We start from the raw sequence: 18,330 nt of genomic DNA, 5'->3' as shown, positions 1-18,330 counted from the left end.
GCGTACCTTCCCCAATGTACGCCCCGGAGTCAAAGGCCGATTTGACAATTGGCGCGGGATCACACACTTGTCGAATCCCCACTCACCCGTTCCCCTCAGGCCGCAGGCTTTGTAACGACGATGCTCAAGATTCTGCCGCTGCTGCTGATCCTTCTGATGGCGCTGCATCTGATCAAGCCATTGGGCTGGCCCGGCATGAAGAAGCGCGGGGATTTCTGGAAAATCGCCGCCGGAGCGATATTTGCGATGCTGGTTGTCGTGGTGCTGAGCCACAGCGGGTTATGAGTTTTGTTCCCTTGCATGACAACACCACGCCCATTCAAACTGGGTTTGCTTCTTCACTCTGCAAAACTGTCATGCCGTGGTTCGACAGGCTCACCATGAGGGAGGTTGGAGATTGCAGAGAGTTATACTCTGCAACGTACAAGATGTGCTCTGCAGCCCACCTCATCCCTCATGGTGAGCTTGTCGAACCACGCACGATGGGAATGCCAGCTTCCAGTATGTTTGCCAATGGTAAGCCTTGAGTCCGTCAGGTCACTCATCCAAGAGAGGAGACAGCAGCGCTGCGGGCTCGACGTCAAGCGCATCGGCAATGCGTTCAATAACCTTTATGGTCGGATTCCTGTGTCCGGACTCGATCCCGCTCACATAGGTGGGATGCAGATGTGCCCGATCGGCAAACTCTTCCTGTGAGAGTCCGCGTTTTTTACGCCAGTATCGTACGTTTTGGCCAAATTTCGTCTCAAGATTCATTGCATCAATGGACCCGCCGCCTTCTCACCATTCGAAAGATTAAGCACATAGGGCACGAGATGTTTCGCCCAGGCGTCGTAGCCATGCGCCGAGGCGTGAAAACCATCGCTGGAAAAGCCTTCCGGCCCCTCCACCGGCAGGCGCGGCGCCGCTATTGCCGAACGTTCGCGGCAGAGCCGTTCGCCCATGGCGTTGATGGCACCGGCCCGCCCTTCCAGAATGCGCCCGAGCAGCGGCGGCATGGCCGGCACGTCGCGGAAATCGATGACCGGCGACCAGACGACCGACGTCTCCGGCCACTTTGCCTTCAGTGCATAGAGTAGCCCGCCGAATTCCCTTTTGAAACGGGCAATGGAATGGAAATTCTTGGTGTCGTTGGTGCCGGTCGTCAGAACGATATGGGTCCACATGCCCCGCTCGATATTGGGCACCACGTGATCGCGCAACTGGCCTGAGGTCGCGGAATTGAACCCGGCGGCGCGCCAGATGATCTTGCGTCCCGTCCGGCCCTGCAGGTGCACGGCAAGCCGCACGCAGAGACTTTGCCAGACATCGCTCACCCCGACACCGGCCGCCGAGGAATCGCCGAGCACCAGCAGGCGGATGGCCGGCTCTTTACCCGCGATCTCGCCCACAGGAAAGGCTGGCGGCGGCAGCATGCGTTCGGTCTTCAGCCGCACGGCAATGCCCTGCCACGCATAGACCGGAAACAGCAGCCAGCTGACAAGCGGATGGAAAGCCGATGGTTTGGTCAAACGGTCCTCACAGCACACAAAAAACCCGGACCTGATTCCGGCCCGGGTTCTATGAGAGCTGTTTTTGTATAAAAAACGCTTAAGCGGCCTTTTCCAGGTCCTTTTTCCAGCCGCCGGTTGCGGCAAGGCTGTTCATTTTGGCGCGGTGCGTGAAGGCACGCTGACCGGCTGCAACATTTTCCGACTTGCCGTTCCAGGCGCTCAACGCAGCAGCCTGCAGGGCGCGGCCATAGGAGAATGTCAGCTTCCACGGCAGGCCATGGGCGGCATTCATCGCCGAGAGATGCGCCGTTGCTTCTTCATCCGACTGGCCGCCGGACAGGAAGGCAATGCCGGGCACGGCGGATGGAACCGTCGACTTCAAGACACGCAGGGTCTGCTCGGCAACCTGTTCAACCGACGCCTTGCGGGCATTCTTGCCGTCGATGACCATGTTCGGCTTGAGGATCATGCCTTCCAGCACGACGCGGGCGTCGTAGAGTTCGGTGAAAACGGTCTTCAATACCCATTCGGTCACGTCGTAGCAGCGCTCGATGGTATGTGTCCCCGGCTTGCCGTCCATCAGCACTTCCGGTTCGACGATCGGCACGATGCCGGCTTCCTGGCAAAGGGCGGCATAACGGGCCAGAGCCTGTGCATTCTGCTTGACCGCACCCCAGCTTGGCAGGGCATCGGAAATATTGATGACGCCGCGCCATTTGGCAAAGCGCGCGCCCAGCTTGTAGTATTCAGCCAGCCGCTCACGCAGGCCATCAAGGCCTTCCGTGATGGTCTCGTCGGCAAAACCAGCGAGGTTCTTGGCACCGGCATCGACCTTGATGCCCGGAATGCTGCCGGCCGCTTTCAGGATCTGCACGAACGGCGTGCCGTCCTTGGCGTTCTGACGCAGGGTTTCATCATAGAGAATGACGCCGGAGATGTAGTTCTTCATGGCATCGTCCGAGCGGAACAGCATTTCGCGATAGTCGCGGCGGCTATCGGCTGTCGATTCCAGCCCAATCGTATCGAACCGCTTCTTGATCGTTGCGGTACTTTCATCCGCAGCAAGCAGGCCCTTGCCGCTGGCAACCATTGCAATCGCGATATCTTCCAGGCGTTCGCTCATAGATCATGCACTCCGTTTCTAGTGGTCTGGCCCATACCAGAAGCTCATATCAAACGGAATGGCAGTTCAAGCCTTTGAAACGATTGAAATTTTTTCAACCGATTTAACAGGATAACATTTTCTGTTCTTCGTTAATCCGGAGCCCGCAAAGACCCCGGATCACGCCTTGAACAGGCCATCAGCGCTTGAGGACGTCGACGCCCGGAAGCGGCTTACCTTCCATCCATTCGAGGAAGGCGCCGCCTGCGGTCGATACATAAGTCAGGTCATCGGCAATGCCCGCATGGTTGAGCGCCGCCACCGTGTCGCCGCCGCCGGCAACCGAAACCAGATGGCCCGACTTGGTGCGCTCGGCCACATGCCGTGCCGCCGCGACGGTTGCCTTGTCGAACGGTGTCAGCTCGAATGCACCCAGCGGACCGTTCCACACCAGCGTTGCCGCGTCGTCGATGGCACCCTTGATGCGCTCGATCGACTGCGGTCCGACATCGAGGATCATGCCATCCTCGGGAATGGCATCCAGACCGTAGGCATGGAACGGCGCATTGGCTTCGAAATGCCAGGCAACGATGGCGTCGACCGGCAGGATGATGGTGCAGTTGGCCGCCTGCGCCTTGGCCATGATCGCGCGGGCCGTGTCGGCGAGGTCATGCTCGCACAGCGATTTGCCGACCTTGACGCCCTGCGCCGCCAGGAATGTATTGGCCATGCCGCCGCCGATCACCAGCGCATCGACCTTCTCGACGAGATTGCCGAGGAGATCGAGCTTGGACGACACCTTGGCACCACCGACAACCGCAACCACCGGACGCTTCGGATTGCCGAGACCGCTTTCCAGCGCTTCGAGCTCCGCCTGCATGGTGCGGCCCGCATAGGCCGGCAGCACATGCGCCAGACCTTCGGTCGAGGCATGGGCGCGGTGCGCGGCAGAAAACGCGTCATTGACGTAGATATCGCCATTGGCGGCCAATGCCTTGACATAGGCCGGATCGTTCTTTTCCTCGCCCTTGTGGAAACGCGTGTTTTCCAAAAGCAGGATATCGCCGTTCCCGAGCTTGGCGACGGCTTCGGCCGCCTTTTGGCCGATGCTGTCCTCGGCGAAATGCACGTTCTGGCCGATCACCTTGGCAACCGCATGCGCGATGGGCTTCAGGCTGAATTCCGGCGTGGGCCCATCCTTCGGACGGCCGAAATGCGCGAGCAGGATGACCTTGGCACCCTTTTTCGACAATTCAAGGATGGTGGGAGCGACACGCTCGATCCGGGTGGCATCGGTCACATGGCCATTGGCAACCGGTACGTTGAGGTCGACACGCAGAAGAACGCGTTTTCCCGCAACATCGGCATCATCGAGTGTTTTGAAAGCTGGCATGGTGATTACCCCTCATCTGAATTTGCCAGCACCCCCCTCTGGGCTACCGCCCATCTCCCCCACAAGGGGGGAGATCACATTGGCATTGGTGTTATCGCTCATCGTCACATTCGATGATGTGCATCAACAAATCTGAAAGCTGATCTCCCCCTTGTGGGGGAGATGTCCGGCAGGACAGAGGGGGATGTAAACGCCTGCCGTTCAACTCATATCGCAGCAAGCGTCTCAGATGACCTTGCTGAACGCGACGGCCGTGTCGGCCATGCGGTTCGAGAAGCCCCATTCATTGTCATACCATGACAGGACGCGCACGAATGTTCCTTCCATGACCTTGGTCTGGTCGAGATGGAACACGGATGAATGCGGGTCGTGGTTGAAGTCGATCGAGACATTCGGCGCATCGGTATAGCCGAGGATACCCTTCAGCTTGCCGTTGGCGGCGGACTTGATGGCGTCGTTGATCTCGGCAACCGTGGTCGCGCGCTTGGCAACGAACTTGAAATCCACAACCGAGACATTGGGCGTCGGGACGCGGATCGAGCTGCCGTCGAGCTTGCCGTTGAGTTCCGGCAGGACGAGACCGACAGCCTTGGCGGCACCGGTCGATGTCGGGATCATCGACAGCGCAGCCGCACGGCCGCGATAGAGATCCTTGTGCATGGTGTCGAGCGTCGGCTGGTCGCCGGTGTAGCTGTGGATCGTGGTCATGAAACCATGATCGATGCCAACGGCTTCGTTGAGCACAAATGCAACCGGGGCAAGGCAGTTGGTGGTGCAGGACGCATTGGAAATGACCAGGTGTTCCTTGGTCAGCTTGTGATGGTTCACACCGAACACAACCGTCAGGTCGGCACCGTCGGCAGGCGCCGACACGATGACGCGCTTGGCGCCGGCTTCAAGATGGGCTGCCGCCTTGTCACGCGCCGTGAAAATGCCGGTGCATTCCAGCGCGATATCAACGTTGAGCTCTTTCCACGGCAATTCTGCCGGGTTGCGTACGGCAGTGACCTTGATCGGGCCCTGGCCGACGTCGATTGTATCGCCGGAAACCGTTACAGTGCCGGGGAAACGGCCGTGCACGGAGTCGTAACGCATCAGGTGGGCATTGGTCTCGACCGGGCCCAGATCGTTGATGCCGACAACCTTGATGTCGGTGCGGCCGGATTCGATAATGGCGCGAAGAACATTGCGGCCAATGCGGCCAAACCCGTTGATTGCAACGCGAACTGTCATTTTTTAGTTTCTCCTTGGGGGTAGTGAGGAGCCCTTGATGAATGTGATGAAGCGGTGAACCCGCCGATTATTTCAACTTGCCTTCCGCAGCCGCGACGATGGCTTCCGCGGTGATGCCGAAATGCTTGTAGAGCTCTTCGATCGGGCCGCTGGCGCCAAAACCGGTCATGCCGACAAAGATACCATCGAGGCCGATGAAACGGTCCCAGCCGAGACGGATCGCAGCTTCCACCGCAACCTTGACCGGAGCATCGCCGATCAGCGTGCGCTTGTAGTCTTCGCTCTGCTGTTCGAAGAGTTCAAAGCAGGGCACGGAAACGACGCGGGCCGGATGACCATCCTTTTCCAGCTGTGCACGGGCGGCCAGAGCAATTTCGACTTCCGAACCGGTCGCGAAAATCGTCACCACAGCCTTGCCGCTGGCCGGAGCCAGTTCATAGGCACCGTAGGCGCACTTGTTTTCGTCGACGTGGTCGGTACGGACCGTCGGCAGGTTCTGGCGTGTCAGCGCCAATGTCGACGGCGTTTTGCGGGATTTCAGCGCCAGTTCCCAGCATTCCACCGTCTCCACGGCATCCGCCGGACGGAACACGTAATTGTTCGGAATAGCGCGCAGGGCTGCCAGATGTTCGACCGGCTGGTGCGTCGGGCCATCTTCACCAAGACCGATGGAATCGTGCGTCATCACATAGATGACGCGGATGCCCATGAGACTGGAAAGACGCATAGCGCCGCGGGCATAGTCCGAGAAGGTCAGGAACGTGCCGGAATAGGGAATGAGGCCGCCATGCAGCGCCATGCCGTTCATCGCAGCGGCCATGCCGTGCTCGCGGATACCGTAATGCACATAACGCTGGCCGTAATCATCGGGGCTGATGTTCTGCGTCTGGCTGGTCTTGGTGTTGTTGGAACCGGTCAGATCAGCAGAACCGCCGATGGTTTCGGGGATGACACCGTTGATGACCTCAAGCGCCATTTCCGATGACTTGCGGGTCGCCACCTTCGGCTTGTCTTCCGAAAGCTTCTTCTTGTAGGCCGTGATCGTGGCTTCGAAATTGCCGGGCAGATCGCCGCGGATACGGCGCTCGAACTCCGAGCGGGTTTCCGCATCGGTCGCCGCAAGGCGCTGTTCCCATGCCGCATGCTCCTTGGCGGAGCGCAGACCGGAGGCGCGCCAGGTATCCAGAATATCGGCAGGAACGACAAATGGCTCGGATGTCCAGCCGAGTGCCTTGCGTGCACCGGCGAGTTCTTCCGCACCGAGCGGCGAACCATGCACCTTGTTGGTGCCGGCCTTGGTCGGCGCACCGAAACCGATGGTCGTCTTGCAGGCGATCAGGGTCGGCTTGTCGGACTTGTGGGCCTTTTCAATCGCGGCAGCAATCGCATCCTGGTCATGACCGTCGACATTGATCGAGTTCCATCCGGAAGCCTCGAAGCGGGCGCACTGATCCGTATTGTCGGCCAGCGACACCGGGCCGTCGATGGAAATGTTGTTGTGGTCCCAGAAAACGATGAGCTTGTTCAGCTTGAGATGACCGGCAAGCGCGAGGGCTTCCTGGCTGATGCCTTCCATGAGGCAGCCGTCACCGGCAATCACATAGGTATGGTGATCGACGAGCTTGTCGCCGTAATGGGCATTCATGATGCGTTCGGAAAGTGCCATGCCCACGGCATTGGCCAGGCCCTGGCCGAGCGGGCCCGTTGTGGTTTCGATGCCGGCGGCGTGGCCATATTCGGGATGACCGGCCGTGCGCGAGCCGAGCTGGCGGAAATTCTTGATCTGGTCGATGGTGATGTCTTCGTAACCCGAGAGGTAAAGCACCGAATAGAGCAGCATCGAGCCATGTCCGGCCGAAAGGACAAAGCGATCGCGGTCGGGCCAATGCGGCGCCTTCGGATCGTGCTTGAGAAAACGGGTATGAAGAACGGTCGCAATATCAGCTGCGCCCATGGGAAGGCCGGGATGGCCGGAATTGGCCTTCTCCACTGCATCTGCCGACAGAAAGCGGATTGCATTGGCCATTTGGTTGGATTTATCAGAATTGGTCATGTGTACCGTCTTTCGAAGAGGATAGGAAATGCCGTTTCTGGACGCCGGTTCAGACAAGATCCAAAAGGCACGCGACACATAGCAGGTGTCATCAGGGAGTCAATAAAACCTAAGTCAAATTGAGGCGTTCGAAAAGCAGGCTCTTTCGTCGCAGACGCTTATTATCGGTGCATGACTGGACTGTGACAACGCGGATTGATTGACGCGACGTTGATGTGCCCTCTAGACTTCGGCGCATAAGCTGTTCTTCTTTTTGCGATTCGCGTAAAAGAGCGACACACAGGGGAAACGCGAAAATGGCACCGGAAGCCACCCTCAAGCAGGTTCTGGAACGATTGGCAAAAGCCTTGGCTCATCTCGAGGACGCGGTTGACATGCGTCTTGAGCAGGAGGGTGATTTTGCCGAAGCCGAGGAAGAGGTCCAGCGCATGAACATGGACCGGCGCAGGCTGGCCCAGGAGCTGGACGCATCGGAAGGACGTGCGGAACGTCTGGAAGCCGCCAACAAGGAAGTCTCCCGCCGTCTCGTAACGGCGATGGAATCCATTCGCACCGTACTGGACCGGTAATACCGCTATCAGCTGAAAGAGACGCCCATGGCCACTGTAACAGTTACGATTGACGGCAAAGCCTACCGGATGGCCTGTGACGAAGGCCAGGAACAGCATCTGACCGGCCTGGCCGAGCGGTTCGACCGTTACGTGACGCACCTCAAATCGTCGTTTGGTGAGATCGGCGACCTGCGCCTGACCGTCATGGCCGGCATCATGATCACGGACGAGCTGCATGAATTGCAGATGCGGGTGAAAGGGCTTGAAAACGAGGCGGACGCCCTGCGCAAGAGCCGCGATGAAGCTTTGCAGAGGGCGGACAAGAACGACACGGCCATCACCGGCGTTCTTTCCGAAGTCACCACGCGGATCGAAAACCTCGCTGCCAAGATCGCGCCCAAGGCGACCTGATCCTGCCGCGTTGGCCGAACAGGTGAGGCTCTAGCCCTCGATTTCCTCGCGCAGCATTTCCAGCTCGAGCCACTCTTCCTCAAAACGCTCGAGATCGTGCCGCTTCTTGCCGATCTCCTCGACGGTCTTGTTGAAGACCTGCGGGTTTTTGGCAAAGAGGTTCGGATCGGCAAGTTTGGCCTCGAGCTTGTGGATGTCGGCGTGCAGCGCTTCCATCTTGCCCGGCAGGTTTTCCAGCGCGAATTTCTGCTTGTACGACAGTTTGCGCTTTTCCTCGCGCTGCACTGCGGTTTTCTCTCCGGCGGCTTCGGTTACGGCCGATGACCTGGCTGTCTTCAGCTCCTTGCGCGTCGCCAGCGCTTCCTTGCGCTGCGCCAGCATGTCCGTATAGCCGCCGGCATATTCGAGCCAGCGCCCGTCGCCTTCCGGCGCAATCACCGATGTTACGGTACGGTCGAGGAAATCGCGGTCATGGCTGACCAGGAGCACGGTTCCGGCAAAGCCGGACACCAGCTCCTGCAGGAGGTCGAGCGTTTCCATGTCGAGATCATTGGTCGGCTCGTCGAGCACCAGCAGATTGGCCGGACGGGCCAGGACGCGCGCCAGCATGAGCCGCGCCCGCTCGCCGCCCGACAGTTCGCGGATCGGCGTGCGCAACTGCTCCGGCTGGAACAGGAAGTCCTTCATGTAGGACGCCACATGGCGCTGTTCGCCGTTGACGATGACATTCTCGCCGCGCCCGTCGGTCAGATAATCGGACAGGGTCTGGTCAAGGTTGAGACTGTCGCGCTTCTGGTCCAGCACGGCGATTTCAAGATTGGTGCCAAGGCGCACGAAACCGCTGTCCGGGGCAAGCAGGCCCGTCAGCATGGAGAGAAGCGTGGTCTTGCCGACACCGTTCGGACCGACAAAGCCGACGCAGTTGCCGCGCTGGATGCGCGTGGAGAAATCCTTGACCAGCACGCGCTCGCCATAGGCCTTGACCAGATGCTCGGCCTCGATCACCAGCTTGCCGGATTCCCTGGCATCGCTGGCCTTCAGGACGGCGGTTCCCTGCGCACGGCGATGATTGCGGAATTCCCCCCGCATAGACTGGAGTTCGCCAAGACGCCGCATGTTGCGTTTGCGCCGTGCCGTAACGCCGTAGCGTAACCAGTGTTCCTCGCGCACGATCTGGCGGCCGAGCTTGTGCAGATCGCGCTCTTCCTCCTCCAGCACCTTGTCGCGCCATTCCTCGAAGGCGCCAAAGCCCTGATCGAGCCGTTTCGTAACGCCGCGGTCAAGCCAGACCGTCGAGCGGCTGATGTTTTCCAGAAACCGCCGGTCATGGGAGATGACCACGATGCTGGAGCGGATCTGCCGCAATTCGCTTTCCAGCCATTCGATCGTCGTCAGATCCAGATGGTTGGTCGGCTCGTCGAGAAGCAGGATATCGGGCTGGGGGGCGAGAACCTTGGCCAGTGCCGCACGCCGCGCCTCGCCGCCAGACAGATTGTCCGGCTTTTCCTCGCCGGTCAGGCCGAGATGTTCAAGAATGTAGCTGACGCGGTAGAGATCGTCCGCCGGTCCCAGACCTGCCTCGACATAGTCGCGGACATTGGCAAAACCTTCCATATCGGGCGCCTGGGCGAGATAGCGGACGGTGACACCGGGATGGCGGAACACTTCACCGTCGGTCGGCGTGATAAAACCCGCCGCGATCTTGAGCAGCGTCGACTTGCCGGACCCGTTGCGGCCGACAAGGGCGATGCGATCGCCCTCGCTGACGGAAATCGCCGCATCGCTGAGAAGCGGGGTGCCGCCAAACGTCAATGCAATCCGGTCAAGACGAAGAAGGGGTGGAGCCATGGCGTTTTTCAGTTCTGGAAAAGGAGCGCAATTGCCGGACATCAGTGCCGACGGGCGCTTGTCGGCGAGATTGGCGCCGCTGTCAAATATCTTTATGGCATAAAACAGAACAGGCCGGAAAACCGGCCTGTCTGGATCCGTTCAGCAACGCGCCGCTCAGTAGCCGCCGTTGTTGTAACCGTTGTTGTTGTATCCGCCATAGGCAGCGCCGCGGCCGCCATTGCCTTCGCAGGGGGCATTGTAGATGCTGCCATCGGGCCGCTGATAACGGCAAAGATTCTGATTGCCGTTGCCGCCACCGCTTGGCGTCGTTGCCGTGCCGACAGCCGCACCGAGAAGCGCGCCGCCGGCCGCACCGATCACAGTGCTCTTGGTATTGTGCCCGAGTGCCTGTCCGGCGAGTGCGCCGACACCGCCGCCGATCAACGCGCCCGTCCCGGCCCGCTGGTTCTGTTCGCTCGTTTCACAACCGGCCAATGACATGGCCAGAAGCGCGGAAACCGCAATGGCGGTCAAACGAAAACTCATTAGTCAATCCTCTCAACATGAATATAGCGGCCATATCGTGCGGGCTTAATGCGGCAGAACAAAGATCAGCCCATGCACCCCGGCAGCCTCAAACAAAAACAGGCCGGTTTCCCGGCCTGTTCCGCTTTCCCTGATGGGGAAGGATTAGTAACCGCGGCAAGGCGCGCGATAACGCTCGCCGTAACGGTTTTCATATGTGCAGTAACGGCGGCCATCATTGTTGGCCGTTGCGGCACCAACAGCCACACCACCAACACCACCAATGGCAGCACCAGCCAGTGCGCCACGGCCACCACCGATTGCACCACCAGCCAAAGCACCAAGTGCTGCACCGCCAACGCCATAACCCGCTGTACGCTGTTCACTTGTTGTGCAACCGGCTACCGAAAATGCCAGAAGCGCGGCAACTGCTACTGTCGACAAACTTTTCAACATGGAAGACCTCTCCCGTTTCAAAACTAAACTAACCAGCTTGCGTCCCCAATGCTGTGCCGCAAGAATTGCACTTTCCGCGTTGTTTTACAAGCGGTTCGCAATTTCACGGCGTAGCAATCAGGACTGCATTGCCTGAACGAAGCGATACGTGGAGATTTCCACACACGGCATTCGACACTGTAAGCGATGAACCGAAAGAAAGTTCCATATTTTCCAGCGGCCATCGCGCACCATGGATAAATAATCCGCGCAGGGACGTAAAGGCCACAATGCTGAATACCGTTCCATCGGCAAAATCGAACGCATATTCTCCTGCAACCAGGGGATGCGCTTCCTCGCTTCCGCTGGAGAGAATGATCTTCCGGCCTTCCGCCGCATGGCGGGTGGCCATGGTCAGGTGCAGCAGGGTGTGGTCGGTGCGTTCACCGCCAAAGGCGCCGCACAGGATCACCTCGGTGGCGCCCAGCCGGTAGGCTTCGTTGAGTGCCAGTTCGCCGTCGGTCATGTCCTTGGCGGCCGGAAAAACCGAACGCGGCACATGCGCATAGCGTTCGGCAAGTTCAGGCGATGTCGAATCGAAATCGCCCAGCCACAACTCGGGTTCAACGCCCAGCGCCTGCGCATGGGCAATGCCGCCATCGGCGGCAAGAACGCGCGCCCCGGCAATGAGATGCCGGAGACGGTCGGTGACGTGAACGGTTCCACCAAGAAGAAGGACGAATTTGCTCATGCACCGGCCATAGCATGGCACAAGCCGGTCGCACAGGGCATCCGTGATTCTGGTTTAAACGAAGCGCCCGAGTGCAATCGCGGCCATGCCGGCAATCGCCACGCCGATGGCCAGAAACAGGCTCGGATAAAGCTCCGGGATGAATTTCTGCCGGCGCGGACGCAGGAGAATCGCCTTGCGGCGGGCGTTTTGGGAAGCCGGGTTCTGCTGTACCCTGACATGGGAATGATAAAAACCGTGACCACGAAACATGATTGACCCTTTCCATCGGAAAACAGCCGCACGGGATGTTTTCGCTGTGGACAATAAGCGCGCCAGTATCAGCTTTCGATTTGGCAGAATCGGCAAAACATAAAGATTTCATAAGCATCGACCGCTTGCACGGCTCCGGCCGAACCTCTATCCTTGTCACGCTCTAACGGGGTGCCGGTCGCATGGACCGGCTGAGAGGCGCACGGGGAAACCCTGCCAACCCGCGGAACCTGATCCGGTTTGTACCGGCGGAGGGATTAGACGCGGCAGATTTGCCGGCGCACCAATCCTTTTGAACACTGCTGATAGGAGGCGCCGATGCGGCCATTCGAGACTATTGTAAAAACAGCGGCCATTGTGACCGCTCTGTTCGCCGTCATTCCCCTTGGCACCGCGCATGCCGAAGGCAAACTCACCGTCTACACCTATGAAAGCTTCACCGCCGAATGGGGTCCCGGCCCGAAGGTCAAGCAAGCCTTCGAAAAGCAATGTGCCTGCACGGTCGAATTCGTGGCGGTTGCCGATGGTGTTGCCCTGCTCAACCGGGTCAAGCTGGAAGGCGAGTCAACCAAGGCGGATGTGGTGCTCGGCCTCGACACCAACCTGACCTACGAGGCCAGGCAAACCGGCCTGTTTGCCCCCCATGGCATCGACACCTCCGCCGTGACCATCCCCGGCGGCTACAAGGATGATACCTTCGTTCCCTACGATTACGGCTATTTCGCCGTCATCTATGATTCCGAGAAGCTGAAGACCCCGCCGGAAAGCCTGAAGGAACTGGTCGAAGGCGACCCGAAGCAGAAGATCGTCATCGAAGACCCCCGCACCTCGACGCCCGGTCTCGGCCTGCTGCTCTGGGTCAAGTCGGTCTATGGCGACAAGGCGGGAGAAGCCTGGGCGAAGCTGAAAGACCGCGTGCTGACCGTCACACCCGGCTGGTCGGAGGCCTATGGCCTCTTCACCAAGGGCGAAGCACCACTGGTGCTGTCCTACACGACGTCCCCGGCCTATCACCTGATCGCCGAGCGCGTGGACCGCTACAAGGCCATTTCGTTCAGCGAAGGCCATTACCTGCAGGTCGAAGTCGCGGCCCAGACCGTCAACGGGGTGAAAAACCCGCTATCGGCGCAGTTTCTTGCCTTCATGACCAGCCCGGCGTTTCAGGATGCGATTCCTGAAAACAACTGGATGTATCCGGCTGCGAAAACCACCGACGCGCTGAACCCGGCCTTCGAAACCCTTGTTCAACCCGTCAAGACCCTGGCCTTCCCGTCCGAGGAGGTCGCCAAGAACCGTAAAGCCTGGATCGATGAATGGCTCGCGGCCATGAGCCTGTAGCATTGTGATTGCCATCCGCAGTTTCAGACCTTGGGCGGGGGCAGGCGCCCTCGCCTTTCTGGCGGCACTTGCGGGTGGCGCACTTCTCAGTCTCGCATCCGAAGCGCTGCGCGGCGGCGTGGAAGGTTTTGCCGCATTCGACAGCTATCTGTGGCGGGTGGCGCGGTTCACGCTGGTGCAGGCGCTCCTGTCCATGCTGCTTGCGGTTGCCTTTGCCATTCCACTCGCGCGCGCCTTGCATGAACATCCCGCCTTTCCCGGCCGCGCGCTGATTCTGCGCCTGTTTGCCCTGCCTCTGGCCTTACCCGCGCTTGTCGCGGTGCTCGGCATCACCAGCATCTATGGCCGCAACGGCCTGCTGGCCTTTGCTTTCAGCAGCCTTGGCATGGACACCATACCCAATATTTACGGGCTTCCCGGCATCCTTCTCGCCCACGTCTTTTTCAACCTGCCGCTGGCGACCCGGCTCGTGCTTGCAAGCCTTGATTCCATTCCGTCGGATTACTGGAAACTCGCCGCGCAGCTCGGCATGGGCGGCTGGGCACGCTTCCGCCTGATCGAATGGCCGGTCATCCGCCGCAATCTGTCCGGTATTGCCGGGCTGATCTTCATGCTCTGCATCACCTCGTTCACGATTGTGCTGACCCTGGGCGGCGGACCGCGTGCCACCACGCTGGAAGTGGCGATCTACCAGTCCCTGCATTTCGATTTCGATATTGCCCGCGCCGTCTCGCTCACACTGCTGCAACTGGGCCTGACCATCGCCGTGCTGCTGCTGCTCGGCCTGACGGGCAAACCGGCGGACGAAGGCTTCAGTCTCCAGACGACCACGCGGCGCTTCGAGCGGCCGGGCCGTGCAGCGCAATGCGTCAATACAGCGATCATTCTCCTCGGACTGCTCTTTGTCGGCCTGCCCATGGGCGGAACCGTTGTCTCCGGGCTTGGCGCCGACCTGGCGCGCCTGATGAGCGAATCCATCGTCTGGCGCGCCATTGCCACAAGCATCGTGCTTGGCGCGGCTGCAGCCCTGCTCTCCCTCGCGCTGTCACTGTCGCTTGTCATCGCCCGGGAGTATCAACAGAGCCGACGGCGAACGGTTTCGCCCGGTCTGTTCGAACGGTCACTGGATCTGGGGGCGAGCCTGATCATGGTGGTGCCGCCCATTGTCATCGGCGCCGGCTGGTTCATCCTCTCGCGCCACGCCATCAACCCGTTCAGCCTTGCACCCGTCATGGTCATCGGCGTCAATGCCGCCATGGCCGTGCCCTTCGCCTTCCGTATCCTGCGCCCGGCCTGGGATACGGCCGCAAGCCGCCACAACCGGCTTTGCCTCCAGCTCGGCATCACCGGCTGGGACCGGCTGCGCCTGATCGACTGGCCGGCTTTGCGCCTGCCCATGGGTGTTGCCTTCGCGTTTGCCATGGCCCTGTCGCTGGGCGATCTAGGAACCATCGCGCTGTTCGGCAATGATTCCATCCAGACCCTGCCTTTCCTGCTCTTGCAGCGCATGGGAAGTTATCGCACACAGGATGCAGCGGGACTGGCGCTGATCCTTGGGGTCCTGTGCCTGCTCCTGATGTTCGCAGCCGACCGCGGTGCGGCCAGCCTCGCCCGACAGGACAATGCAAGAGATGGCTGAACAAACGGAAAAGATCACAACCGGCGGCGCCGCGATCCGGCTGGATGCCGTTCGCTTCGATTACGGCGACATGGCCATGCGTTTCGACCTTGCCATCGCACCGTCGTCCATTGCCGCCATCATCGGCCCGAGCGGCGCGGGCAAATCCACGGTTCTCAATCTCATTGCCGGTTTCGAGGCACCGCTCTCCGGCCGCGTGCTGATCGGCGATGCCGATGTCACGCATGTCGAACCATCCCGGCGCCCGGTTTCCATGGTGTTTCAGGACAACAATCTCTTCGCCCATCTCGACGTTGCCGCCAATGTCGGTCTTGGCCGCAAGCCGGGCCTGCGCCTCGACGCGGCGGATCAGCAGGCGGTCCACGACGCCATCGCCAAGGTCGGGCTTGCGGGCAAGGAGACGCGCAAACCGGCGGCACTGTCGGGCGGGGAACGCCAACGCGTTGCCATCGCCCGGGCGCTGGTGCGCAACCGGCCTGTACTGTTGCTCGATGAAGCCTTTGCTTCACTTGGTCCAGCATTGCGCCATGAAATGCTTGATCTGGTCGGACAACTGCAAAAAGATACTGGAATGACTGTGGTGATGGTCACCCACCATCCAGACGATGCTTTGCGTTTACCATCAACGCTGTTCTTTCTCGAAAATGGCCATGTGGCAGCATCGGGGCCCGCGGGCGAATTGCTCTCGGCCAATGGCCCTTCCCTGTTGCGAAAATATCTCGGCTCGCAAGAGTTATCACTTTGACATATTTTGTACTCAATGGGTCTCATAAGAAATCAATGTAATTCTTGCCCCAGCCTGCTCAACGGGCTAGCTAGAAAGTAAGCACACCGATTCCGCAGGCAAAAGACGAGTGAGAACTTGGCTTTAGCGTTTGCACTGGCGCCGCACGACATGAGGACATGATTCTGGGTTCGCACATTCTCCCCATCGGCAATCGACGGTTCCATCCGGCAGTACGAAGCACGACCGTGGTTTCGACGACGCTGCTGCTCGCCTTCCTGTCGGGCTGCCAGGTGCTCAACGTCACCAAGGAAGATGCGCTCGGCCCGTCATCAAGCCCTGTCATCGTCGACAATGTCTCGAAGAATGACCGGCTGGCCAAACTGAGCGCCGAACAGCATCCCCGCATCCTGGCCACCTATGGCGGCGAGTACAAGGACGCGAGGCTCGAACGCATGGTTGCCAAGGTCGTCGGAAATCTGACTACCGTATCGGACAATCCGACCCATACCTATCGCATCACCATCCTCAATTCGCCCAACATCAATGCCTTCGCACTGCCGGGCGGCTATCTCTATGTGACCCGCGGCCTGCTTGCGCTGGCCAATGACAGCGCGGAGCTTGCCGCCGTCATTGCCCATGAAATGGGCCATGTCATCGCCAATCACGGCATCGAACGCCAGCAGCGCGAAGCGGAAGCCGTCATCGCCGGCCGCGTTGTGTCGGAAGTGCTGCAGGACGACCAGGCAGGCCGCGAGGCGCTCATTCGCGGCAAGCTGCGCATGGCGCAGTTCTCGCGCAATCAGGAATTGCAGGCGGATGCCATCGGCATCAAGATGATCGGCGAAGCCGGGTATGATCCGTTTGCGGCTGCCCGCTTCCTGCAGTCAATGGCCGCCTATGCGGACTTCCGCAACGTCTCCGGCGCCACCGATGCCAGCCTCGACTTCCTGGCGAGCCATCCCTCCGCGCCGCAGCGCATCGAGCTGGCGCGCGGCCATGCCCGCAAGATCGGTGCACCCGGTGTCGGCACGACGGACCGCGATTCCTTCCTGCAAGGGATTGACGGGCTGCTCTATGGCGACACGCCGGAAGAAGGCTATGTCCGCGGCCGCACCTTCGTGCACCCGCTGCTCGGTGTCAGCTTCACCGTGCCGGACGGCTTTGTCATCGACAATTCCGCAGCCGCGGTCATGGCAACCGGACCCGGCGAAGTCGCGATCCGCTTTGACGGAACCCAGGTTTCCGGCAAGACATCGATGGTCGACTACATGCGCAGCGGCTGGGTTACCGGCCTGGACAATGCCAGCGTCAAGGCGACGACATTCAACGGCATGCCCGCCGCCACGGCAAAAGCCAAGGCGGACCGCTGGGAATTTGATATTTTCGTCGTGAATTCGGGCGACCGCATCTATCGCTTCCTGACGGCAGCGCCCACGGGCAGCACGGCACTGATGCCGGCAGCGCAAACGGTGACGCAGAGCTTCCATTTGCTGACGGCGCAGGAAAAGGCCAACATCAAGCCGCTGCGGATCCGCGTCGTGACGGTCAAGGCGGGCGATACGCTCGCCAGTCTCTCCAGCCAGATCATGGGCACGGACCGCAAGCTGGATCTCTTCCGGCTGATCAACGCCCTGCCGCCCGGCGGCACGGTTTCCGTCGGCGACAAGGTGAAGATCATCAGCGAATAACAAAAAGCCCGGTAAAACCGGGCTTTTTGTTGAAAGGGATGAACCCGCTGTTACGCGGCTTCTTCCTGTTCGTCTTCAACGGAAATGTCCGCATCAGCTTCGGTTTCTTCAGTCTTCGCGCCGCGCTTGGGACCTTTGGCGAGATTGACTTCGATCAGACGGACGGCTTCGGTTTCCGACATCTTATTGACGGCGGAAATTTCACGGGCCATGCGGTCGAGTGCTGCTTCATAGAGCTGGCGTTCGGAATAGGACTGTTCCGGCTGATTGTCGGCACGGAAAAGATCGCGGACAACTTCCGAAATGGAAATCAGATCGCCCGAGTTGATCTTCGCATCATATTCCTGCGCCCGGCGGGACCACATGGTGCGCTTGATACGGGCCCGTCCCTGAACTACCTTCAGCGCACGGTCGACGTAATCTGTTTCTGAGAGTTTGCGCATACCAATGGCGGTTGCCTTTGCAACCGGTACCTTCAAGCGCATCTTGTCCTTCTGAAAGTCAATCACGAAAAGTTCGAGCTTGTGGCCCGCAACTTCCTGTTCTTCGATATTGACGATCTGGCCTACGCCGTGAGCCGGATATACAATAAACTCACCCGTCTTGAATCCGATACGCTGGGCGGTCTTTTTCTGCGGAACTGCTGTCATGCGCTTCATTACTCCCTGCTGCGCCCGGCAAAACGCACCGGTTAAACCAATCACTGGAAACCGGAACCCGGTTTGTCGGCCGCCAATATTTTCACGCAAAGCAATCCGGACCAAACAGCAGGACGGGTCACAATCAAAGAACCTCAACCTGAACTGTTAAGTCCGGAAAAAATCTAGCCGATTGGTGATTTATGCTTTAGCGCCACGAAATTGACGTCCAATGATCAACATATCGCAGCACCATAACACGAAAAGTGAT

General features: G+C 59.7%; 19 protein-coding genes and 1 riboswitch. Of the genes, 7 read left to right on the top strand and 12 right to left on the bottom strand.

Annotated features, from left to right (window positions below):
* The first annotated feature begins 120 nt into the window (after positions 1 to 120).
* Positions 121 to 285 carry a hypothetical protein gene (locus tag ACP7B1_RS02395; RefSeq protein ID WP_223613708.1) on the top strand — a complete coding sequence of 55 codons (165 nt, stop codon included), beginning with the start codon at positions 121 to 123 and terminating at the stop codon, positions 283 to 285.
* A gap of 252 nt (positions 286 to 537) precedes the next feature.
* Here ACP7B1_RS02395 and ACP7B1_RS02390 read toward each other — a convergent pair whose 3' ends face one another.
* The 6 genes from ACP7B1_RS02390 to tkt form a co-directional block, all read right to left on the bottom strand.
* Entirely contained in the window at positions 538 to 756 is a 219-nt protein-coding gene (locus ACP7B1_RS02390) for a helix-turn-helix transcriptional regulator (protein ID WP_346307246.1), read from the bottom strand.
* Complete coding sequence (locus tag ACP7B1_RS02385; RefSeq protein ID WP_346307245.1) at positions 753 to 1,511, bottom strand: SGNH/GDSL hydrolase family protein; 759 nt, start codon at positions 1,509 to 1,511, stop codon at positions 753 to 755. Before ACP7B1_RS02385 ends, ACP7B1_RS02390 begins: the two co-directional genes overlap by 4 nt.
* A gap of 79 nt (positions 1,512 to 1,590) precedes the next feature.
* Positions 1,591 to 2,616: a class I fructose-bisphosphate aldolase gene (locus ACP7B1_RS02380; protein ID WP_223613710.1), complete on the bottom strand. Its 1,026-nt coding sequence runs from the start codon at positions 2,614 to 2,616 to the stop codon at positions 1,591 to 1,593.
* A gap of 178 nt (positions 2,617 to 2,794) precedes the next feature.
* Positions 2,795 to 3,988, bottom strand: a complete 1,194-nt coding sequence (locus ACP7B1_RS02375; protein ID WP_346307244.1) for a phosphoglycerate kinase — start codon at positions 3,986 to 3,988, stop codon at positions 2,795 to 2,797.
* A gap of 225 nt (positions 3,989 to 4,213) precedes the next feature.
* Entirely contained in the window at positions 4,214 to 5,221 is a 1,008-nt protein-coding gene (gap, locus tag ACP7B1_RS02370; protein ID WP_105734389.1) for a type I glyceraldehyde-3-phosphate dehydrogenase, read from the bottom strand.
* Between the two features lie 67 nt (positions 5,222 to 5,288).
* The gene (gene tkt, locus ACP7B1_RS02365; RefSeq protein ID WP_426136383.1) at positions 5,289 to 7,274 is read right to left on the bottom strand and encodes a transketolase; all 1,986 of its coding nucleotides are present in this window, start codon (positions 7,272 to 7,274) and stop codon (positions 5,289 to 5,291) included.
* Between the two features lie 296 nt (positions 7,275 to 7,570).
* Between tkt and ACP7B1_RS02360 the strand changes: the two genes are divergently transcribed.
* Complete coding sequence (locus ACP7B1_RS02360) at positions 7,571 to 7,843, top strand: DUF4164 domain-containing protein (RefSeq protein WP_223613713.1); 273 nt, start codon at positions 7,571 to 7,573, stop codon at positions 7,841 to 7,843.
* Positions 7,844 to 7,870: 27 nt separating this feature from the next.
* Entirely contained in the window at positions 7,871 to 8,236 is a 366-nt protein-coding gene (locus ACP7B1_RS02355; protein ID WP_223613714.1) for a cell division protein ZapA, read from the top strand.
* A gap of 30 nt (positions 8,237 to 8,266) precedes the next feature.
* On the opposite strand, the gene ACP7B1_RS02350 is transcribed toward ACP7B1_RS02355, so the two are convergent.
* From ACP7B1_RS02350 to ACP7B1_RS02330, 5 genes are all read right to left on the bottom strand, one after another.
* A complete protein-coding gene (locus ACP7B1_RS02350; RefSeq protein WP_346307847.1) occupies positions 8,267 to 10,084 on the bottom strand; it encodes an ABC-F family ATP-binding cassette domain-containing protein in 1,818 nt (605 codons plus the stop codon).
* A gap of 156 nt (positions 10,085 to 10,240) precedes the next feature.
* The gene (locus ACP7B1_RS02345; protein ID WP_223613716.1) at positions 10,241 to 10,612 is read right to left on the bottom strand and encodes a YMGG-like glycine zipper-containing protein; all 372 of its coding nucleotides are present in this window, start codon (positions 10,610 to 10,612) and stop codon (positions 10,241 to 10,243) included.
* Between the two features lie 144 nt (positions 10,613 to 10,756).
* Positions 10,757 to 11,047: a hypothetical protein gene (locus ACP7B1_RS02340; protein WP_223613717.1), complete on the bottom strand. Its 291-nt coding sequence runs from the start codon at positions 11,045 to 11,047 to the stop codon at positions 10,757 to 10,759.
* Between the two features lie 103 nt (positions 11,048 to 11,150).
* A complete protein-coding gene (locus ACP7B1_RS02335; RefSeq protein ID WP_346307846.1) occupies positions 11,151 to 11,777 on the bottom strand; it encodes a thiamine diphosphokinase in 627 nt (208 codons plus the stop codon).
* A gap of 54 nt (positions 11,778 to 11,831) precedes the next feature.
* A complete protein-coding gene (locus tag ACP7B1_RS02330) occupies positions 11,832 to 12,029 on the bottom strand; it encodes a hypothetical protein (RefSeq protein WP_223613719.1) in 198 nt (65 codons plus the stop codon).
* A 157-nt stretch (positions 12,030 to 12,186) separates the two neighbouring features.
* Positions 12,187 to 12,303: riboswitch (TPP riboswitch) on the top strand.
* Positions 12,304 to 12,347: 44 nt separating this feature from the next.
* Here ACP7B1_RS02330 and thiB point away from each other — a divergent pair.
* The 4 genes from thiB to ACP7B1_RS02310 all read left to right on the top strand — a co-directional run bounded on the left by thiB (position 12,348) and on the right by ACP7B1_RS02310 (position 17,421).
* Complete coding sequence (gene thiB / locus ACP7B1_RS02325; RefSeq protein ID WP_346307845.1) at positions 12,348 to 13,367, top strand: thiamine ABC transporter substrate binding subunit; 1,020 nt, start codon at positions 12,348 to 12,350, stop codon at positions 13,365 to 13,367.
* Between the two features lie 4 nt (positions 13,368 to 13,371).
* Positions 13,372 to 15,006, top strand: a complete 1,635-nt coding sequence (gene thiP / locus ACP7B1_RS02320; protein ID WP_426136379.1) for a thiamine/thiamine pyrophosphate ABC transporter permease — start codon at positions 13,372 to 13,374, stop codon at positions 15,004 to 15,006.
* Positions 14,999 to 15,751, top strand: coding sequence for a thiamine ABC transporter ATP-binding protein (gene thiQ, locus ACP7B1_RS02315; protein WP_346307844.1), 753 nt, complete (start codon positions 14,999 to 15,001; stop codon positions 15,749 to 15,751). Before thiP ends, thiQ begins: the two co-directional genes overlap by 8 nt.
* 242 nt (positions 15,752 to 15,993) lie before the next feature.
* Positions 15,994 to 17,421 (top strand): M48 family metalloprotease, encoded by a 1,428-nt coding sequence (locus ACP7B1_RS02310; RefSeq protein WP_346307849.1) that lies wholly within the window; start codon positions 15,994 to 15,996, stop codon positions 17,419 to 17,421.
* Positions 17,422 to 17,471: 50 nt separating this feature from the next.
* Here the strand turns inward: ACP7B1_RS02310 and ACP7B1_RS02305 are convergent, their stop codons facing one another.
* Entirely contained in the window at positions 17,472 to 18,080 is a 609-nt protein-coding gene (locus ACP7B1_RS02305) for a CarD family transcriptional regulator (RefSeq protein ID WP_223613722.1), read from the bottom strand.
* Positions 18,081 to 18,330: the final 250 nt, after the last annotated feature.

Origin of the sequence: Phyllobacterium sp. SL163, assembly GCF_049896885.1 — a bacterium.
GTDB classification, from domain to species: Bacteria; Pseudomonadota; Alphaproteobacteria; order Rhizobiales; family Rhizobiaceae; genus Phyllobacterium; species Phyllobacterium calauticae.
Note: the sequence above shows the minus strand (reverse complement) of the source record. Positions and strands in the feature narration are given on the sequence as shown.

Bases quoted from the DNA above. Each gene is read 5' to 3' on its own strand.
- ACP7B1_RS02395 (WP_223613708.1), top strand. From the start codon at position 121: ATGCTCAAGATTCTGCCGCTGCTGCTGATCCTTCTGATGGCGCTGCAT.
- ACP7B1_RS02390 (WP_346307246.1), bottom strand. From the start codon at position 756: ATGAATCTTGAGACGAAATTTGGCCAAAACGTACGATACTGGCGTAAA.
- ACP7B1_RS02380 (WP_223613710.1), bottom strand. From the start codon at position 2,616: ATGAGCGAACGCCTGGAAGATATCGCGATTGCAATGGTTGCCAGCGGC.
- ACP7B1_RS02375 (WP_346307244.1), bottom strand. From the start codon at position 3,988: ATGCCAGCTTTCAAAACACTCGATGATGCCGATGTTGCGGGAAAACGC.
- gap (WP_105734389.1), bottom strand. From the start codon at position 5,221: ATGACAGTTCGCGTTGCAATCAACGGGTTTGGCCGCATTGGCCGCAAT.
- tkt (WP_426136383.1), bottom strand. From the start codon at position 7,274: ATGACCAATTCTGATAAATCCAACCAAATGGCCAATGCAATCCGCTTT.
- ACP7B1_RS02360 (WP_223613713.1), top strand. From the start codon at position 7,571: ATGGCACCGGAAGCCACCCTCAAGCAGGTTCTGGAACGATTGGCAAAA.
- ACP7B1_RS02355 (WP_223613714.1), top strand. From the start codon at position 7,871: ATGGCCACTGTAACAGTTACGATTGACGGCAAAGCCTACCGGATGGCC.
- ACP7B1_RS02350 (WP_346307847.1), bottom strand. From the start codon at position 10,084: ATGGCTCCACCCCTTCTTCGTCTTGACCGGATTGCATTGACGTTTGGC.
- ACP7B1_RS02345 (WP_223613716.1), bottom strand. From the start codon at position 10,612: ATGAGTTTTCGTTTGACCGCCATTGCGGTTTCCGCGCTTCTGGCCATG.
- ACP7B1_RS02340 (WP_223613717.1), bottom strand. From the start codon at position 11,047: ATGTTGAAAAGTTTGTCGACAGTAGCAGTTGCCGCGCTTCTGGCATTT.
- ACP7B1_RS02335 (WP_346307846.1), bottom strand. From the start codon at position 11,777: ATGAGCAAATTCGTCCTTCTTCTTGGTGGAACCGTTCACGTCACCGAC.
- ACP7B1_RS02330 (WP_223613719.1), bottom strand. From the start codon at position 12,029: ATGTTTCGTGGTCACGGTTTTTATCATTCCCATGTCAGGGTACAGCAG.
- thiB (WP_346307845.1), top strand. From the start codon at position 12,348: ATGCGGCCATTCGAGACTATTGTAAAAACAGCGGCCATTGTGACCGCT.
- thiQ (WP_346307844.1), top strand. From the start codon at position 14,999: ATGGCTGAACAAACGGAAAAGATCACAACCGGCGGCGCCGCGATCCGG.
- ACP7B1_RS02305 (WP_223613722.1), bottom strand. From the start codon at position 18,080: ATGAAGCGCATGACAGCAGTTCCGCAGAAAAAGACCGCCCAGCGTATC.